Here is a 17,216-nt window from a genome sequence, read left to right as displayed (position 1 = left end):
ATTAATAACCGTATCACTTATAAAGGCAGTCCCATGACTTATTCGATTTTTTCCCAAACACCAAATGACGCCATGAAAGAGCCGATGTTCTTTGGTCAGCCAGTCAATATTGCCCGCTACGACCAACAAAAGCACCCCATCTTTGAGCAATTAATTGAAAAGCAGCTGTCATTCTTTTGGCGTCCAGAAGAAGTCGATGTGTCAAAAGACCGTATGGACTACGGCAATCTGTCCTCGCATGAGCAGCATATCTTTATCAGTAACCTAAAGTACCAGACCCTACTCGACTCTATCCAAGGTCGTAGCCCAAACGTCGTGCTACTGCCGCTGGTATCGATTCCTGAGCTGGAGACATGGATTGAGACGTGGTCATTCTCTGAGACCATTCACTCACGCAGCTATACCCATATCATTCGTAATATCGTCAACGATCCCGGTATTGTGTTTGACGATATTATGCAAAACGAGCACATTTTAGAGCGTGCTTCAGACATCGCTCAATATTATGACGAGCTGTATCGCAATTCGCAGCTGTATAGCCTGTACGGTGCTGGTACGCACAATATCAACGGTAAAGAAATCACCGTTGATTTGAGGTCACTTAAGAAGCAAATGTATCTGTGCATTATGGCGGTCAACGTCTTAGAAGCCATTCGCTTTTATGTGTCGTTTGCCTGCTCGTTTGCCTTTGCTGAGCGTAAGCTGATGGAAGGTAATGCCAAAATCATTAAACTCATCGCTCGTGATGAAGCGCTGCATTTGACTGGTACGCAGCATATGCTAAACCTCATGCGCAACGGTCGTGACGATCCCGAGATGGTCGAAATTGCCGCAGAGTGCTATGAGGAAAGCATCGAGATATTCCGCAAGGCGGCTGAGCAAGAAAAAGAATGGGCAGGTTATCTGTTCAAAGACGGCTCGATGATTGGTCTGAATAAAGATATTCTGTGCCAATATATCGAATACATCACCAACTTGCGTATGGAAGCGGTGGGCTTGCCATCAGCTTTCCCGAAATCAAAATCAAATCCGATTCCTTGGATCAATACGTGGTTGTCGTCTGACAATGTACAGGTCGCACCGCAAGAAACCGAAATCAGCTCGTACTTGGTCGGTCAGATTGATTCGGACTTATCAGACAGTGACTTTGATGATTTTGAGCTTTAGGCTTTAGTAGCTTTACGCTTTTTACATAGGATTTATCATGACTTGGGTAATGACCAGTAAAAAACAATTCTATTTGCATGATAATGAGAGTCTACTCGATGGACTGTTGCGCACCGGACATGAGGTCAATTATCAGTGCAAGGAAGGCTACTGTGGTAGCTGCCGAGTCAAGCGCATTGCCAGCTCGCATACGGTCGATTACCCGTTTGCTCCGCTTGCGATGATTGAGGACGATGAGATCCTACCCTGCTGCTGCCGTGTGCAAGGGGTGATTTATATCAACCACGAACCAATCGAGAAATAACCTCTCATTTATAAAACGTTAAGATCAATAAAAAGCGCGCTATCTACATAAGATAACGCGCTTTTTTTATGCTAATAATCTTTTTGAGCCCTTGCGCCAATTATTCTGACCCAAGAAACTACTGAGCCACGCCATCTTGGTCAAACAGTTTTAGCAGCTCTTCACGCATACGGTCACGCTCGGCTTCTGACATCATGGGCGTCTCTTGTCCACCGTCTTGCATGTTGGGTTGACCAAGACCATTCATGGTCTCATCTTCGATAATAACAGGGCGCTCGACTGGCTCTTGCACAGGACGCTCCTCTAACAGTATCTTCACTTGCGCATTTTTACCACGGCGTAATATCTGGGCGTTTAGCTCAGTATTGGGTGGTTTGCGAGCGACATACTGAATCAGCGTGTTGGCATCGGTCATCTCAACGCCATCAATCGTCAGGATGATATCGCCAACGCGCAGACCACTCTTGGCAGCTGGACCTTTATCGATAACATTTAGCACTTCTACACCCGTCGAGGTTTCAAGCTGCGTCGGATCCCGAAGCTGCGACTGTATCTCAATACCTAGCCAGCCGCGACTGACCTTACCATCTTTGATCAGAGCATTCATCACTTGCTCAACTAGGGCGGTCGGGATAGCAAAACCAATGCCCATCGAGCCACCAGAGCGTGAGTAAATAGCCGTATTAATACCAACCAATTCACCGCGCGCATCAACCAGTGCGCCGCCCGAGTTACCGGGATTGATAGCGGCATCGGTTTGGATAAAGTCTTCAAACTTATTGACCCCAAGTCCAGTACGACCCGTTGCTGAAATAATCCCTTGCGTCACTGTTTGACCGACACCGAACGGATTACCAATCGCTAATGCAATGTCTCCCACTTTAATAGGTTCTTCACGGAAGCCTAACGGTGTCAATCCAGTCATGTCGACCCGAATCACTGCCAAATCACTGTCTGGGTCGGTACCGATAAGCTTAGCGCGACTCTTACGACCATCATTAAAGGCAACGGTAATCTCATCTGCCTTTTCGATTACGTGCGCATTGGTGACGATAAAGCCGTCTTCTGACACAATCACACCCGAGCCCAAGTTGGTTGGGCCTTGATCTTGTGGCGGTCCACCATGGAACTCAAAGAAGCGGCGCAACACAGGATCATCCATATAAGGATGCTCCGCCATGGTCTGTGTCGTATAGATGTTGACCACTGACTGCGACGCACGGCTAACGGCATTATGATAAGAGGAAATAGGCGTTGGCGTATCGGCTACAGGTTCCGACGCTGCCTGCTCAGCAGCCGAGGTTCTTGGTGGCTCCCAAGTGGCTTCTGACGGCGTTTTCATACTGGTGAATAACCAGATAAACGCTGCAAGCACTAACAGTAATAAAATCCACGGTAACCATTTTAATAGAGACGTCTTGTTGTTGGTGTTCGGGGCTGGCGACATAGATAAAACCTCTATAAATTTGATACAAACAGGCAATGACCAATAAGATGAGACACTTTGTGCTAAGTAGATACTATTGAGTGGCTGGCTGTGCTTAACGGATTACAAGTATGGATTACAAATATGGATTACAAGCACTGATTAAAACCTAATAATCAGGCAAACTCACGTATGCAAATTATACCCGCCCATGCCTTTAATTGGTAACGTATCGTGTACCATTTGAGTTATTAGCCTTGTCTACTCTTTGACACCACCATGTTAAAATGATGACTATAAAAAGGCATCTGCTTTTAGTCATGATTAATCAAGCGCCACATTGACCAACGAAATCAATCAATCAAATTGATAAATTGGCGCTATAAAATGAAACATGATAAAGATGAAACGCCATAATGATACAACGCCACGACAAGGAAAAACGATGACAGCCAATGATAGCTTAACTGTCCCAACCAATACAATTGTTACCGCGCAAAGCTTAGCCACTTTTTGCGACGAGTATCTGTCTGCTAGCGCCTTTCAAGACTATGCGCCAAACGGTCTACAAGTAGATGGCGGACGTCCGATTCAGCGTATCGTTACGGGTGTGACCGCCTGTGAAGCTTTAATTGATGCCGCTATTGCTGATAACGCCGGCGCTATTGTGGTGCATCATGGTTATTTTTGGAAAGGGGAACCCGCGCCCATTACGGGTATGAAAGGTCGACGTATCCGTAAATTAATGCAGCACGGCATATCGATGCTTGGCTATCACTTACCCCTAGATGCCCATCCAGTTATTGGCAACAACGCAAAACTTGCCGACTTGCTCGATATGACAATTATTGGGCCCCTTTATCCTCATGAGGCGCACCCTGTTGGTAATATTGCGATTTGTGAGCCACAGAATGCTCAAAGTCTTATTGCTCAAATTACCAAGGCATTAGGGCGTATACCCTTACATATTTCGGCCAACTATAAAACCGCTACCAATACTGATGATGAGCGACCGAACGATAGGCTTATCGAGCGTGTGGGCATTTGCACAGGCGGCGCGCAAGACATGATTGAGCAAGCGGCCTTGATGGGTTGTGATGCTTTTATTTCTGGTGAAATATCCGAGCGTACCACCCACCTTGCGCGCGAGCTGGGGATTGATTATTTTGCTTGTGGTCATCACGCAACTGAACGTGGTGGTATTCAAGCATTAGGCGATATCATTGCTCAGCAATTTGGACTACCAGTAACATTTATTGATATTGATAATCCAGCCTAGCTTTTACAATCAGTCATTACACTTAGTCTTAGTCTTAGTCATTACGATTGGTCATTATAAAGATGAGCAAAACAGTGCACTCATTCGAATAAACGATATTCAGTCTGTTACGCATGTTAATAAAACTTTAGCGAATGTAGCGATAACGAGTGGATTTCTTACCGTCTATAGCCTAATTGTTAAGTTTTATCGCTCTTTTCTTAACTTAACTTGAATAATCTACGATATAACCGCATATTGGTACTTGAAGAAAGAACGTTTTGTCATGAAACTTCCCATTTATTACAGCTTCCGGTTATGGCACTAAAATAATGCTGGTAGTTGTTTAAGACTTTATCATGCTACATAAGTGGTAAGGCTTTAAACCGCTATCCATTGAAATACTATGCTTGCACTACATATGTTAGCAACATAGTATTTTTTTATTTTTAGTGTCGCGATGATGGTATTAAATCACCTGTTTGATAAGAAGCGATAAAAATTATCAAGCTTGGTTATTTTACTTACCCTTATTGCTGGACAAGAAACTTTAACAGCCAGCTATCCTATTACTAATGATTCAAGGTATAGCCAGCCATAAAAGTTAGCATCGTAAAAACAGATGAATGTATTTGCTTAATTAGCAAATTATTATATCAAGATTTTATGCGATGTCTTTGTCTCAATGACTTAATCATGACCTTACCTGTGTTTGACATATAGTTGTTTGGCCACTAGCCATATTTAGTTATCGATGAAGGAATCATCTGATTTATATCCTTCGCGTCGTTGTGCGTCCGGTTTTTAAAATCAATTTAAAAATAGTATTTTAGAACGCTTTGATAACGCACCGATAGCTGGCTGACGACAAACTACCCCACTAACTCTTAGAGAGAGTACGCTAGTGGCGCTATAGTCAAACAAATAGAGTGGCATTTGTCCCATTAAGAGATGCGACTTTATTTAAGAGGCAATATCGATATATGTCAATATTATGGTCATATGTTTGTATGTGTTTTTGCGGTAAGAAGGATGGCTAAAATTAGGAGACATCCATGCAGCGTATTACTTATCGTGTAAAAGTATCTGCGCAAGGGGCCAAACGCCGTATCTCATATTTACTGCGTCCGTCCAAACGCCTACTGAACACTAAAAGTAACCTCGTTACATTCGTTAACCCTGTTACCTCAAGTCGTTTTGCCAGAACCAAGAAACTGGCACAAGTCTCTAGTATCGCCCTGCTCTCTTTGCCTGCTGAGAGTTTTACCACCATGGGTGCGCAGGTGCCAGCCTATGACCATGTCATGTTGGAGAACACCTTGACCATCGCTGCTGTCCCTGGGGATAGTACTTATTTTGCGACGGACGGTTTTCAGCACGGCTTTGGTTATGATTTGGTACGTACCTATGCCGATGAGCTGGGTGTGGACGTCGATCTAAAAGCCTATGCGACTGAAGAAGCCGCACTCAAAGCGGTAAAATCAGGTAATGCTGATATGGCGTTGACGACTGCCAGCACCCAACTCAAAAGCCAGCTGAATTTGTCTTCTGTCAATGTTAGCTGCGGCTATGATGCCAGTTTGACCAAAAACGGTCTACATCCAAAAGTCAGTTGGACATTTAATTCAGCCAATGATCCGCTATCGCAAAAAGCCAGTTACTTCCTATGCGACAGTATCAAGCTTCAAAACACCCAAAAGCTGGCCGCTTTTTATAATCAGAACTTGTTAAAAGATGCGTATAGCCAAGACCATTTCCAAAAAACGCTGACAGAAAAGCTGCCTGATTATCAGTCGTCTTTTGAAGAGCAAGCGCGCAACTACAATCATGATTGGGAATTGCTGGTGGCGATGGGCTATCAAGAATCACATCTTGATGCCAATGCGGTATCGCCGACTGGGGTACGCGGCATTATGATGCTGACCAATAACACCGCAAAGGCGATGGGCGTGTCTAATCGTGTCGACCCTTATGAGAGTATCGGTGGTGGTGCGCGTTATCTAGAGCAAATGAAATCAGACTTTGCCGATGTACCCAAAACCGATCGTATTTGGTTTGCACTGGCGGGCTATAATATGGGGCCGAACGCAGTAAAAAGCATTCAGCGTAAATTGAGAGCTCAGGGCATAGATGACAAAAGCTGGGCGAACGTTTATGCCTACCTTGCTGAAAATAGAGCGTCTAATAGCCGTTATGGACAAGCGATGCATTATGTCAGTAACATTAGGAGCTATCTTGAAACTATCAAGACGCAAACCGTTTAATGACCCTTCTTTTTGGTTTAATGATTCTTCTGTTTTAAAGCCTGATAGTAGAAGACTCATAGTAAAAGCTTCGTAATAAAAGCTTTTGAATAAAATACGTATAAAACTTTTCCAATAAAAAAGCTGCTCTTTTATAAGAGCAGCTTTTTTGATTTTTAACCTGTACTAAATGCGACTATATTAGCGATTTGGTACGGTTAGACGCTGACCACGCTGTAGCATGGTATCAGCTTTTATATTGTTCATATCCGCAAGCTCTTGAGTCGACACCCCATACTTACGGGCGAGACCAATCAAACTATCCCCTGAACCAACCGTATAGCTTACCGTTGCTTTAGGGACTTTGATGGTTTGGCCACGCTGTAGCTGAGCATTGGTCGCGAGATCATTGGTCGCTGCCAAATCTTCGACTGCAATACCAAACTGACGAGCCAGCGCGATTAAGCCATCGCCTGATTTGACTTTATAACTCTCAGTATTGCCCAGTTTTTTGCCACTACTGGCTGTACTGGTCGTGGTACTAGCAGCGCTGTTGCTAGTACTTTGATTACTAGTACTAGAAGTAGCTTTGGCAGGAGCACTACCGTTAGCAGGAATGGTAATCGTACGACCCAATATCAAGTTAGAGTTGGTTTTTAAGTTGTTGGCTGCTGCCAAATCGCCCAAACCAATATTGTAACGTTGAGCGACACCCGTTAAGGTATCTCCTGATTTTACTTTATAACTGACCGCCTTGTCATTTAACTGACGATCAACCAATTCCTTAGAAGCTGGAACTTTGATCGTTTGGCCGCGTTGTAGACGCGCCTTAGCATCGAAGTTGCTATTCACCGCAGCCAACTCTGCCGCACTGACGCCCACACTATTGGCAATGCCGATTAAGGTATCACCTGATTTTACTTTATAGTTGGTCGTTGGTACTGAAGAGCTTGCGCTACTAGTCGAACTACTAGTACTAGTGCTGCTATTAGTAGAATTAAAATCTACGCTAGCCGGTACTTTTAACGTCTGACCCACGTATAAAGAGTTAGTAGTACCGATGTTGTTAAGACTGGCTAAGGTTTCGGTTGAGATATTAAATTGACGTGCTAAGGCAATAAGACCATCGCCTGCTTTGACTTTGTAGTTCTTAGTCGCTGTCGACGACTTGCTTGGTTTAGTCGATGGTGCAGCAGGTGTCGTTGCTGGCGCCGTGACCTTACCGGGAATCAACCACAGCTTTTGGCCTCTCAGCAAGTCAGCGCGACTGCTGAGGTTGTTATAACTTGCGAGTTGGGTCACTGATAAACCGAAACGATTGGCCGTACCAATGAGCGTGTCGCCGCTTTGTACCACATAGCTCTCAGGCTGGCTAGCAGCGCTTGTGCTACTGCTACTTATCGGCTCAATGGTTTTAGCATCATATAAATATAATGTGCTGCCAGATAGTAGCTTAGCGCTAGCATCTATTTGGTTCCATTCAGCGATGTCACGCCAGCTTACACCAGCACGAGTGGCGATGTTTGATAAGGTATCGCCGCGTTTTACGGTATAAGTGGTGCGCGCGCCTTGTGGCTTGGGCTTACTGACTGAGGTTTTTGGGAAGCTCAGTTTTTTCTCTTCGCCGCGCGCTTCTAGAATAGACTGCTGCGTCTGTACTGCAGATAAATTAATATTACCATCCGCATTGATGACGTTGGTTTCAGCCGTACTGTTACGAATTTGATTGGCAATAAAGTCACGCTCTTCTTTACTTAGCGGTGGCTCTTGGACAATGGTATTATTTTGGGTAATCTGCGCAGAGGTGGTCGGTAGACTGTTGCTACTTTTGAGCTCCGCATTGATTTTGTTGGTTTCTGCCGTGGTCAGTGGTGGCTCAGTACGCACAGCGGCATTGTTACTATAGACAGAGCTGCTCGTCGGCGTGGCTGATGGTGAGATATAACTGGTCGTTTGCTGAGGCACACTGGCGCTCGCTGCATAATCTGCAAGTGCACTACCTGTAGACGGCAATGACGTGCCGGTGGTGTACGGCTTGCTATTGTAGCTTGGCGTCGTTGGTGCATTCGGGTTAGTATTACTCGTAGCAATGACATTACTACTACCGTTCCCTCGTAATGAGCTTAATTTTGCATCAGTATTAAGGCTTACATCATTCGGAATAATGATACGCTGCGGGCCTGAGGAATCAACACGGGCTGACGTCAGCGCAGTATTCAGCCTTTCTAGTTCGTCGTAACTGACGCCTGTTACTTGCGATACTTCAGCTAAGCTAACGCCATAGTTCACTGGCACACTACGGAAATGCTGACGGTTGGCAATAGCAGGCAAGTAGACACCATATTGCTCAGGTTTTGCCACAATTTCAGCCACTGCCAAAAAGCGTGGTACATAGTTCATGGTCTCAGTCGGTAATCTGAGTGACCAATAATCAGTTGGTAAACCGCGAGCCGCATTGGCATCGATTGCTTTTTGCACGCGACCAGGACCCGCGTTATAAGCGGCCAAGGCCAGCTCCCAACTACCGAACTGATTATGTAGGGCTGTCAAAAAGTCATATGCAGCGCGGGTCGATTCGATGACATCACGGCGACCGTCGTAACTACTGCTTTGATTGAGACCATAAATACGGCCCGTACTCGGAATGAACTGCCATAGGCCAGCGGCCGCGGCACTACTGGTACCACTTGGATCATAGGAGCTCTCAATCACCGGCAATAATGCAAGCTCAGTAGGGATATTACGACGCTCAGCTTCTCGTACGGTATGGTATAGATAGCGACTGGCACGTGCCGTTAAACGGTTTAGATAATCCTGTCTGCTAGTAAACCAACCTTTTTGCCCTTCGATACGTTGGTTATAAACAGGCTGTCCACCGTTCATGCGATAGCCTGCACGTAGGCGATTCCACAAGTCCCCGTATTGTTGAATGGCAAGTTTATTACCTTCAACCATCGTCATGTCGGTCGCTTCTAACAAATCGGCCAGCTCGTCTAAGCTCTCGGCATCTAAAAACGCCGTTGAATAATCAGCGTTCGTGCTTGGCTTAGCAGCTTGAGTGGTAGGACGTTTGGTAACCACAGCTGAGCTGTTGGTCATGCCCTTATTTTTTACCGTTGACGTATTACTACAAGCACTGATAAGTAAAGTCGATACCGCGAGCGTCAAGGGTAAGGCAATAAACGAGCGAGAGTTTGATAGCACAGTAGACATGATATTGGAAGTTTCCTAACGACAAGAATTGATAAGGTAATATTGAGGGCTAGTATAGTATGCAATGTTAAACAAAGACTAGCCTAATATAAAAGATAATAATCAGCTATTACTCTAAAAGCCACGACGACATGATAAACGTATGTAAAAATCGAACGTTTAGACGTACAGCTACTAAAACTTTGGATGATTATTATCTTTTTTATAGCTCAGCGCTGAATATAAACGATAAGCCATCACTACTGACTATAAGCACTGATTACAAGTACTGAATGCTTAGTTAATAGCGACTTGTGATACAGCACGTAGCAGGACGGCATTACCAGTAGATAGGGTCAGAGTGACGCGCGAGGTGGTAACGAATGACACATTACGACCATCTTTTACCCAGCTCTCATTGGTGGTAACATTTGCCTTAGCTTGATTGCCAGTGATAACAACATTATCTACCGAGATATCGTAGCGATAATTAGACGTATCATTCCAGCTATTTTGTAATAGCTTTAAATAAGCGTCTTTGTCTAAGCTGGTAGATTTGCCTTTTCTTGATAATGAAATCAACGCATCATCAGAGACCAGACGCGCGACTTGATTGATGCTTTTATTATTCGCTGATGACTTCATGGCAGCTGCATAGCTTTGCACCAAATCTTCGGTCATGGTTGCCGCTTGCGCAGTGATGCTGACCGTACTTGCTACAGCAACAACTGCTGCTAGACCAGCACTTTTTAGCAATAGAGCCAATAGCCCTTTTCCCCATAGTCGTTTCATGATAATCCTTAGCGATACTTTTTCGTTGTTGTCATTAATTGACGTTTGGCATTTACTTACTATTTAATTATATTTTGCTGTTTGTTTAATACTGTTCACAGCATAGTTGGATAGTGGCTTTAGCCTATCACTCAATTCTCACAGTCATGTGACACCCTGTGTAATTATTGCGAATATCATTTTACTATGAACGCCTTACACCTTTATTACCCTACAGCACTTATTACTCTAAAGCACTGACCATACGTCAACAGCACTGTCATGACTCAGAAGCCCAACGTATGGCGCATCAATGGTAATGCTATGGCTTATGTATTACTGTCTTCATACTGCTCATCATCGCTCAGCTTCATGCCCAAACGCTCTACGCGTCTGTCCATCATTTGCCGTGCGAGCGCCTGCATATCTTCAACGCGGTCTATCTCATCAACAATTTCTAGACCCAATAACGTTTCAAACACATCTTCTAAGGTGACTAGACCTTTTACTTCACCGTATTCACCCACGGTAATGGCAATATGGATACGATTTTTTAGCATGAGCTCTAACAAATCAAACAACTTCATTTTTGAAAATACAAAGGTGATATCGCGTTTAAATTGAGTCAATGGCTTATGCATAGCATGATTGACTTTCGCCAACAACATATCTGTTTTTAAGACAAAACCAGTAATATTGTCCAAGTCACCATCATAAATCGGTAGTCGTGAAAAGGTTAGTTTAGGACGATCAACCAACAATTCAGCCACGGTCTTGTTTTCTTCGAACGCCAGCATCACCGAGCGCGGCGTCATGATATCTTCGACTTTAATAGCGCCAAATGCGAGTAAATTGCGGATAATTCGAGACTCTAGTGGATCGATCTGTCCAGACTCTTCACCAATACTAGCAAGCGCGGCAAACTCACGACGGCTAAACACATGGGTCTCTTTACCACGTACCAATAGCTTAGTCAGACGCTCCGAGAACCAAATGACTGGGTATAGCGCAACAATTATCGTGCGCACAAAGTAAGCAACTAAGCCACTTAAACGGCGCCAATACATCGTGCCTAACGTTTTTGGAATAATTTCAGAAAATATCAAAATAGCCAAAGTCATAATAGCCGAAAAGACACCAAACCACGTACTGCCGAAGACAATCGTGGCCTGTGCACCAGCACCAATAGAGCCGAGCGTATGAGCGGCGGTATTTAGTGTCAAAATAGCAGCCAGCGACTGATCGATATTGTCAACTTTTAGCTGCTTGAGCATTTGGCCTTTTTTGGGATTGTTTTCTTGAATATCTGCAATGTATGAAGGCGTCATGCTCAGCAAAACAGACTCAGCCAGAGAGCAGATAAACGAGATGCCAATAGCGATCAGCACAAACAAGATAAGCAGCAGTACACTGGCAGCAGTCGGTTCTGCTAAGCCTTCAGCCGCCCATACCGCTTTTGGCAACATAAAAGTGGTCAATACAGTTAGCAGAGACAACGATTTTATGCCCAAGCCTAAGCGAGGGTTATGACCCATCGTCGGGGGAGGTTCAGCAGAAGCGTCTTTACGACAAGCGCGTGGACGACACAAACGAGGTATAAACATAGAAGTGGTGGACAAGTTAGGTAACCTAAACATAAAAGAGAAAAAGGAATCGGGAGATAGAATAAGCAAACCACATCGGACAACAAACCATCTATGATAAATCTAAACCGTACTTATAAATGGTCAATTAACGCAGCTTTCTTATCCTCTATTAGCACTTATTATATAGGGCGTGTTGAACATTCACAAATAGGCACTGCTGATTGCTAAAATGGTTTCATACAAGGCGCAAGTCGACGATAATGTTAATACCTTAGCTAGACTTGCAACGCAGTATGAGGCGATTTTAGCATCAGCCCGTAGGGACAGGACTGTTTTTTGCCGCTTCTGTGTTAAAAATAGACGTCTAGAAAGACTAAACTTAAGATTTTTAACGTTGAATCGCCTAAAAAATAGTCTCTGTCAGTGCCATGGTTGAATGTTCAACACGCCCTAGTCAATCCACAATAATATCGATAAATTGATAAAAGCAAATCAAGTACAAGCATTATACCAGTATGGTTAACAAGGTTGATGCTGTCGCGGTTTTATAGTGGGCAGAATATGGCTCAATAGAGAGTGCACTAAATACAGGCAATCATTGTCTTTTGATAGTAGCACTGATGATGTGAATGCACAATAAGTCACTATTTATTAAAAAGGTTGTTTTGAGCCATTTTGTTGAGCCCTTTGCTCAACTTGATAGCATTTTTTAAACAGATATTGCTAGCGATAGCGCGCTAATAATGCTTACTTTATTAATGAGGTTTATAACTAAGGGTTTGCACGAATTCAACTCCTAGACCTTATAAGACGTACCCTTATAAGACGCACCCCTATTTTTGTAATAACGATAAATCTGAAATAAATCTCAGGGCACATTCTCTCTTTAAAAATGATTAAAAAATTAAGATAAATGTGAGGGTCTGTTGAACATTCAAATATTAGGATTGCTGATTGCTAAAATCGTCCCAAACTTTTATCAAATCAGGCGTAAACCGACGATAATGTCGAGACCTTAGCTAGGTTTACAACAACGTTTGGGGTGATTTTAGTATCAGCCTTTCAGGGCAGGGCTATTTTTTGCCGATACATGGCGAAATTATCTAACCTAGAATGACTAGGCGTCAAAAATTTCACTGCGTATTGTCTAAAAAATAGCCACTGCCAGTGCCACATTTGAATGTTCAACAGACCCTAAGTAAACAAGCCAAATACTGTCGATAGTATATGCGTATTTGATGGGAGTTGGCCTAGATATAGCCATTTTTAAACCTTCATTATGACTATCTCTAGAATTGAGGATGCGACCTAGTATGCCAGTACGTTAAGAAAAACACGCCTAGCCTATGATTAACAGTTACCAAGTCTAGGATTTTTTGTTACTATGCGTTTAATTTATTATTATCTATGACTCACTGAGAGAAATTATGTTTTTATTTATCCAAGCTGCTCATGCCGCCGAAACTGCTGGTGCTGCATCACTATTTGGCCAAATTTTATTACCTGTTGCTTTTTTTGCCATTTTTTACTTTTTGGTTATTCGCCCACAGTCTAAGCGTACCAAAGAGCACCGCGCCATGGTCAGTGCGTTGACTGTTGGTAGCGAAATCATCTTTGCTGGTGGACTGATGGGTCGTATCAAAGCCATAGAAGGCGATTACGCGGTTGTTAGCTTGAATAATAATACGGATGTCAAAGTACAACGTGCTTCTGTCATCTCAGTATTGCCAGCTGGCACTATCGAAAGCGTTTAATCGTTATTAATAAATCTGATAATGATTGAACATTAGTTGTTACTAATTGATGGCAGTTATGAATTAATAGTTGTAATAACTTTAAAATGACCGTACATTATTTACGGTCATTTTTCGCTTTACCTTTTACGCTTTACTATCATCGCGGATGATCGCAATGGTGCATGATGACGACTGCTAAATACCGCACTCAACCATTGCTATCGCTAACTTCCCATCTGCTAACTTGTGGCCTGCGTCGCCAATAGTTTATCAACCTAAAGAAGTGATTATGCAATATCCCGCTTGGAAATACTTACTGATTGCCGTCGTGCTAATCATTGCCGGTCTGTATGCTGCTCCTAACCTCTATCCTGATGAACCTGCCGTACAGATTACAAGTGCCGCAGCAGGTACGCAGCTGTCTGATGGTATCTTAACCCAGTCTCAAAGCTTACTCGAAGAGGCTGGAATTAATAATCATGATGGTACCTTTGAAGGCAACAGTGCGCTGGTACGTCTTGATAACCCCGTCGAGCAGCTCAAAGCTCAGGAAGTACTGCGCCAGAATCTGGGCGAAGACTATGTGGTCGCGCTTAACTTAGCGCAGACGACCCCGCAGTGGCTGCGTGATATCGGTGCTAAGCCGATGAAGCTTGGTCTCGATTTGCGCGGTGGTGTTCGTTTTGTACTAGAAGTTGACATGGACAAGGCTCTCGATCAACGCCTGACTAGTGCGAGCCGCGATGTACGTCGTGACCTACGGGCTGAGCGTATCGCGATCAAAGGCATCAAAACTGAAAACCAAGGCATCATGCTGCATTTCGCTGATACCGATGCGCGTAACCGTGCACAAAATGTCTTGCAAGGCTCAATGGGTAATACCTTCAGTTTACAGTCTTCTATTGATGACCAAGGCCCTGCCCTGATTTTGGCGTACAACGATGCCACGCTAGATGAAATCAATAGCTACGCGGTCAATCAAAACTTGACGACCCTACGCAATCGTATTGCTGAGCTTGGCGTCACAGAGGCCTTAGTACAATCACAAGGCGCGAGTCGTATCGTCGTAGAATTGCCAGGTGTGCAAGATACTGCAGAAGCCAAACGTGTGCTTGGTCGCACAGCGAACCTTGAGTTCCGGATGGTCGCTGAAGATAGTGAAAACTATATGGGCGGTATTCCTCCTGCTGGTACCGAAGCATTCCCGTTTGAGACGCTTGATGGTCCACCAGTACTTTTAGAGCGCCAATCTATCGTCACCGGTGATAAAGTCACTAACGCGCAGACGGGTATTGATGAGAGCGGCTCACCTGAAGTCAGCATTACTTTGGACAGCGCTGGTGGCAAGCTGATGCAAAACGCCACGCGTACTGCTGTTGGTAAACAGATGGCCGTGCTATTCATTGAAAACAAGCAACGTATCACTTACGAAGAAGATCCAGCGACTGGCGAAACAGTCGAAGTACGTACGCCTTATGCTGAAACCAAAGTCATCAACCGCGCTAATATTCAAGCGGTACTGGGCTCCTCTTTCCGTATTACTGGTCTTGATAGTAGCGCAGAAGCGGCAGAACTTGCATTACTCCTACGTTCAGGCGCCTTAGCCGCACCGATGTATTTTGTAGAAGAGCGCACGATTGGCCCCTCATTGGGTCAAGAGAATATTGACAAAGGCCTGTTTTCTACGCAGGTAGGTTACTTATTAGTCTTTGCCTTTATGATCATTTTCTACCGTCTGTTTGGGGTCATTGCCAACGTGGCGCTAGCGATTAACGTCATCATTATCATTGCCATTATGTCAATTTTAGGCTCATCACTGACCCTACCCGGTATTGCCGGTATCGTCTTGACCATCGGTATGGCAGTCGATGCCAACGTGCTGATTTTTGAGCGAATACGTGAGGAGCTGGCAAATGGCGTCCGACCAAAATCCGCCATTGTGGCCGGCTTTGATCGCGCCTTTAGTAGTATCTTCGATGCCAACATCACCACCTTATTGGTCGCCTTTATCTTATTTGCGATTGGTACCGGTCCGATTAAAGGCTTTGCGGTCACTTTAGCTATTGGTATTGTCAGCTCGCTATTTACCGCGATTTTGGTAACGCGTGCTCTGGTACAAATTGCTTACGGTAAACGTAAATCTATCAAACGTTTGAGCATCGGTTAGGAGAAACATATGGCGATCGATAAGAATAATCCCCTAGAACAACAGAATAACCCAGATCGAAATGGCTCAAATGGCGACTCAAATAGTGGCAGTACGCGCCGCCGTAACAAACCACGTCGTGATGGTAAAGGTAGCAATACTAAAACCAACAACCCTACCACAGCCGCATCGGGTAAAAATAAAACGCGTCGTGGTGGTCAAAATTCTCAAGCATTGACGACTCAAACCGCAGAGACGAGCACTGCTATTGATCAGAGTCAGTTGATCAGTGATGCCGCTGAGGATGCTGCTGCACAAGCTGAGGGTGGTATCAAAGCCGTCGGCAACCAGCGCATTATCCCCTTTATGAAGATAGAAAAGCCAATGGCTATTTTATCGTTACTCATGGTGATTGGTAGTATTATCGCGATTGCTGTTAATGGTCTAAATTTTGGTCTAGATTTTACTGGTGGTGTATCAGCAGATGTACGTTACGAGCAGCCGGCTGAGCAAGTAGAAGTGGTCAAAGCCTTGGCCGACAATGGCTTCGATGATGCCGTCGTACAGTATCTTGGCACACGTCAAGAGCTACTAGTTCGCTTACCACCTCAGTCTGACAACATTGACGGACTCAATGCCAGTCTTAGCGCCGCGTTAGCATTGCCTAATAACACGGTTGAAATCAGTAATGTAAATATCATTGGTAGCCAAGTAGGTAATGAAGTCTACTTAAACTCTGTTATGTCGCTGGTCTTGGCCTTGGCTTGTATGCTTGGTTATGTTGCGCTACGTTTCCAGTTTAAGCTGTCTCTAGGTGCAGTGCTGTCACTGTTCCACGATGCTATCGTGACCATTGGTGTCTTTGCCTTATTCGGCTTTCCGTTTGACCTGACCGTTTTGGCAGCTATTCTGGCATTGATCGGTTATTCCTTGAACGATACCATCGTTGTCTATGACCGTATTCGTGAGAACTTCCGCCGTGTCCGTGGTATTACGCCGCGTCAAACGATTGATTTATCATTAACAGAGACGTTACGTCGTACCATTATGACTATCTCAACCGTATTACTGGTTGTTTTAGCCATGTTGTTCTTGGGCGGTGACGGTCTCTATTGGTTCTCGGTTGCACTGTTCATCGGTTTGCTGGCTGGTACTTATTCATCAACCTATATCGCCAGTTCTATCCCGCTACGTATGGGGCTATCTCGTGATGATTTCGTGGTGAAGGTTAAGCCTGAATTTGAAGAAGAAATTGTGACCTTTAATGATCCAAAAATGTTTGAGCAAGACAATATTTAAAGCAACTTAGTTAATCTTTAAATAGAAGAGTATTCAAACAAGCTTATAATCCGTTTTTCACTATACGGAAGTGAGCTACCAATAAAAG

General features: G+C 44.2%; 11 protein-coding genes. 7 read left to right on the top strand and 4 right to left on the bottom strand.

The window, feature by feature from the left end:
* Nucleotides 1–33: 33 nt before the first annotated feature.
* Together nrdB and yfaE are read left to right on the top strand one after the other, a co-directional pair.
* A complete protein-coding gene (gene nrdB / locus W293_RS0115405) occupies nucleotides 34–1,167 on the top strand; it encodes a class Ia ribonucleoside-diphosphate reductase subunit beta (RefSeq protein WP_025653278.1) in 1,134 nt (377 codons plus the stop codon).
* Between the two features lie 37 nt (nucleotides 1,168–1,204).
* Entirely contained in the window at nucleotides 1,205–1,471 is a 267-nt protein-coding gene (gene yfaE / locus W293_RS0115400) for a class I ribonucleotide reductase maintenance protein YfaE (RefSeq protein WP_025653277.1), read from the top strand.
* A gap of 118 nt (nucleotides 1,472–1,589) precedes the next feature.
* Here the strand turns inward: yfaE and W293_RS0115395 are convergent, their stop codons facing one another.
* The gene (locus W293_RS0115395; RefSeq protein ID WP_025653276.1) at nucleotides 1,590–2,918 is read right to left on the bottom strand and encodes a S1C family serine protease; all 1,329 of its coding nucleotides are present in this window, start codon (nucleotides 2,916–2,918) and stop codon (nucleotides 1,590–1,592) included.
* 424 nt (nucleotides 2,919–3,342) lie between these two features.
* On the opposite strand from W293_RS0115395, the gene W293_RS0115390 reads away from it, so the two are divergent.
* Nucleotides 3,343–4,176, top strand: coding sequence for a Nif3-like dinuclear metal center hexameric protein (locus W293_RS0115390; protein WP_025653275.1), 834 nt, complete (start codon nucleotides 3,343–3,345; stop codon nucleotides 4,174–4,176).
* Nucleotides 4,177–5,210: 1,034 nt separating this feature from the next.
* Nucleotides 5,211–6,419: a transglycosylase SLT domain-containing protein gene (locus tag W293_RS0115385; protein ID WP_025653274.1), complete on the top strand. Its 1,209-nt coding sequence runs from the start codon at nucleotides 5,211–5,213 to the stop codon at nucleotides 6,417–6,419.
* Nucleotides 6,420–6,599: 180 nt separating this feature from the next.
* On the opposite strand, the gene W293_RS0115380 is transcribed toward W293_RS0115385, so the two are convergent.
* From W293_RS0115380 to W293_RS0115370, 3 genes are all read right to left on the bottom strand, one after another.
* On the bottom strand, nucleotides 6,600–9,611 hold the full coding sequence (locus tag W293_RS0115380) for a LysM peptidoglycan-binding domain-containing protein (protein ID WP_025653273.1): 3,012 nt from the start codon (nucleotides 9,609–9,611) through the stop codon (nucleotides 6,600–6,602).
* A 276-nt stretch (nucleotides 9,612–9,887) separates the two neighbouring features.
* A complete protein-coding gene (locus W293_RS0115375; protein ID WP_025653272.1) occupies nucleotides 9,888–10,382 on the bottom strand; it encodes a hypothetical protein in 495 nt (164 codons plus the stop codon).
* A 308-nt stretch (nucleotides 10,383–10,690) separates the two neighbouring features.
* Complete coding sequence (locus W293_RS0115370) at nucleotides 10,691–11,965, bottom strand: CNNM domain-containing protein (RefSeq protein ID WP_084212346.1); 1,275 nt, start codon at nucleotides 11,963–11,965, stop codon at nucleotides 10,691–10,693.
* A gap of 1,409 nt (nucleotides 11,966–13,374) precedes the next feature.
* On the opposite strand from W293_RS0115370, the gene yajC reads away from it, so the two are divergent.
* The 3 genes from yajC (at nucleotide 13,375) to secF (ending at nucleotide 17,128) form a co-directional block, all read left to right on the top strand.
* Nucleotides 13,375–13,701, top strand: a complete 327-nt coding sequence (gene yajC / locus W293_RS0115365) for a preprotein translocase subunit YajC (protein WP_025653270.1) — start codon at nucleotides 13,375–13,377, stop codon at nucleotides 13,699–13,701.
* Between the two features lie 271 nt (nucleotides 13,702–13,972).
* Entirely contained in the window at nucleotides 13,973–15,850 is a 1,878-nt protein-coding gene (gene secD, locus W293_RS0115360; RefSeq protein WP_025653269.1) for a protein translocase subunit SecD, read from the top strand.
* 9 nt (nucleotides 15,851–15,859) lie between these two features.
* On the top strand, nucleotides 15,860–17,128 hold the full coding sequence (gene secF, locus W293_RS0115355; protein ID WP_025653268.1) for a protein translocase subunit SecF: 1,269 nt from the start codon (nucleotides 15,860–15,862) through the stop codon (nucleotides 17,126–17,128).
* Nucleotides 17,129–17,216: the final 88 nt, after the last annotated feature.

This window comes from Psychrobacter sp. TB67, from assembly GCF_000511065.1.
GTDB lineage: Bacteria > Pseudomonadota > Gammaproteobacteria > Pseudomonadales > Moraxellaceae > Psychrobacter > Psychrobacter okhotskensis.
This window is presented reverse-complemented; position numbering and strand designations above follow the sequence as displayed.

Bases quoted from the DNA above. Each gene is read 5' to 3' on its own strand.
- W293_RS0115380 (WP_025653273.1), bottom strand. From the start codon at position 9,611: ATGTCTACTGTGCTATCAAACTCTCGCTCGTTTATTGCCTTACCCTTG.
- secF (WP_025653268.1), top strand. From the start codon at position 15,860: ATGGCGATCGATAAGAATAATCCCCTAGAACAACAGAATAACCCAGAT.
- W293_RS0115375 (WP_025653272.1), bottom strand. From the start codon at position 10,382: ATGAAACGACTATGGGGAAAAGGGCTATTGGCTCTATTGCTAAAAAGT.
- secD (WP_025653269.1), top strand. From the start codon at position 13,973: ATGCAATATCCCGCTTGGAAATACTTACTGATTGCCGTCGTGCTAATC.
- yfaE (WP_025653277.1), top strand. From the start codon at position 1,205: ATGACTTGGGTAATGACCAGTAAAAAACAATTCTATTTGCATGATAAT.
- W293_RS0115395 (WP_025653276.1), bottom strand. From the start codon at position 2,918: ATGTCGCCAGCCCCGAACACCAACAACAAGACGTCTCTATTAAAATGG.
- W293_RS0115370 (WP_084212346.1), bottom strand. From the start codon at position 11,965: ATGTTTATACCTCGTTTGTGTCGTCCACGCGCTTGTCGTAAAGACGCT.
- yajC (WP_025653270.1), top strand. From the start codon at position 13,375: ATGTTTTTATTTATCCAAGCTGCTCATGCCGCCGAAACTGCTGGTGCT.
- nrdB (WP_025653278.1), top strand. From the start codon at position 34: ATGACTTATTCGATTTTTTCCCAAACACCAAATGACGCCATGAAAGAG.
- W293_RS0115390 (WP_025653275.1), top strand. From the start codon at position 3,343: ATGACAGCCAATGATAGCTTAACTGTCCCAACCAATACAATTGTTACC.
- W293_RS0115385 (WP_025653274.1), top strand. From the start codon at position 5,211: ATGCAGCGTATTACTTATCGTGTAAAAGTATCTGCGCAAGGGGCCAAA.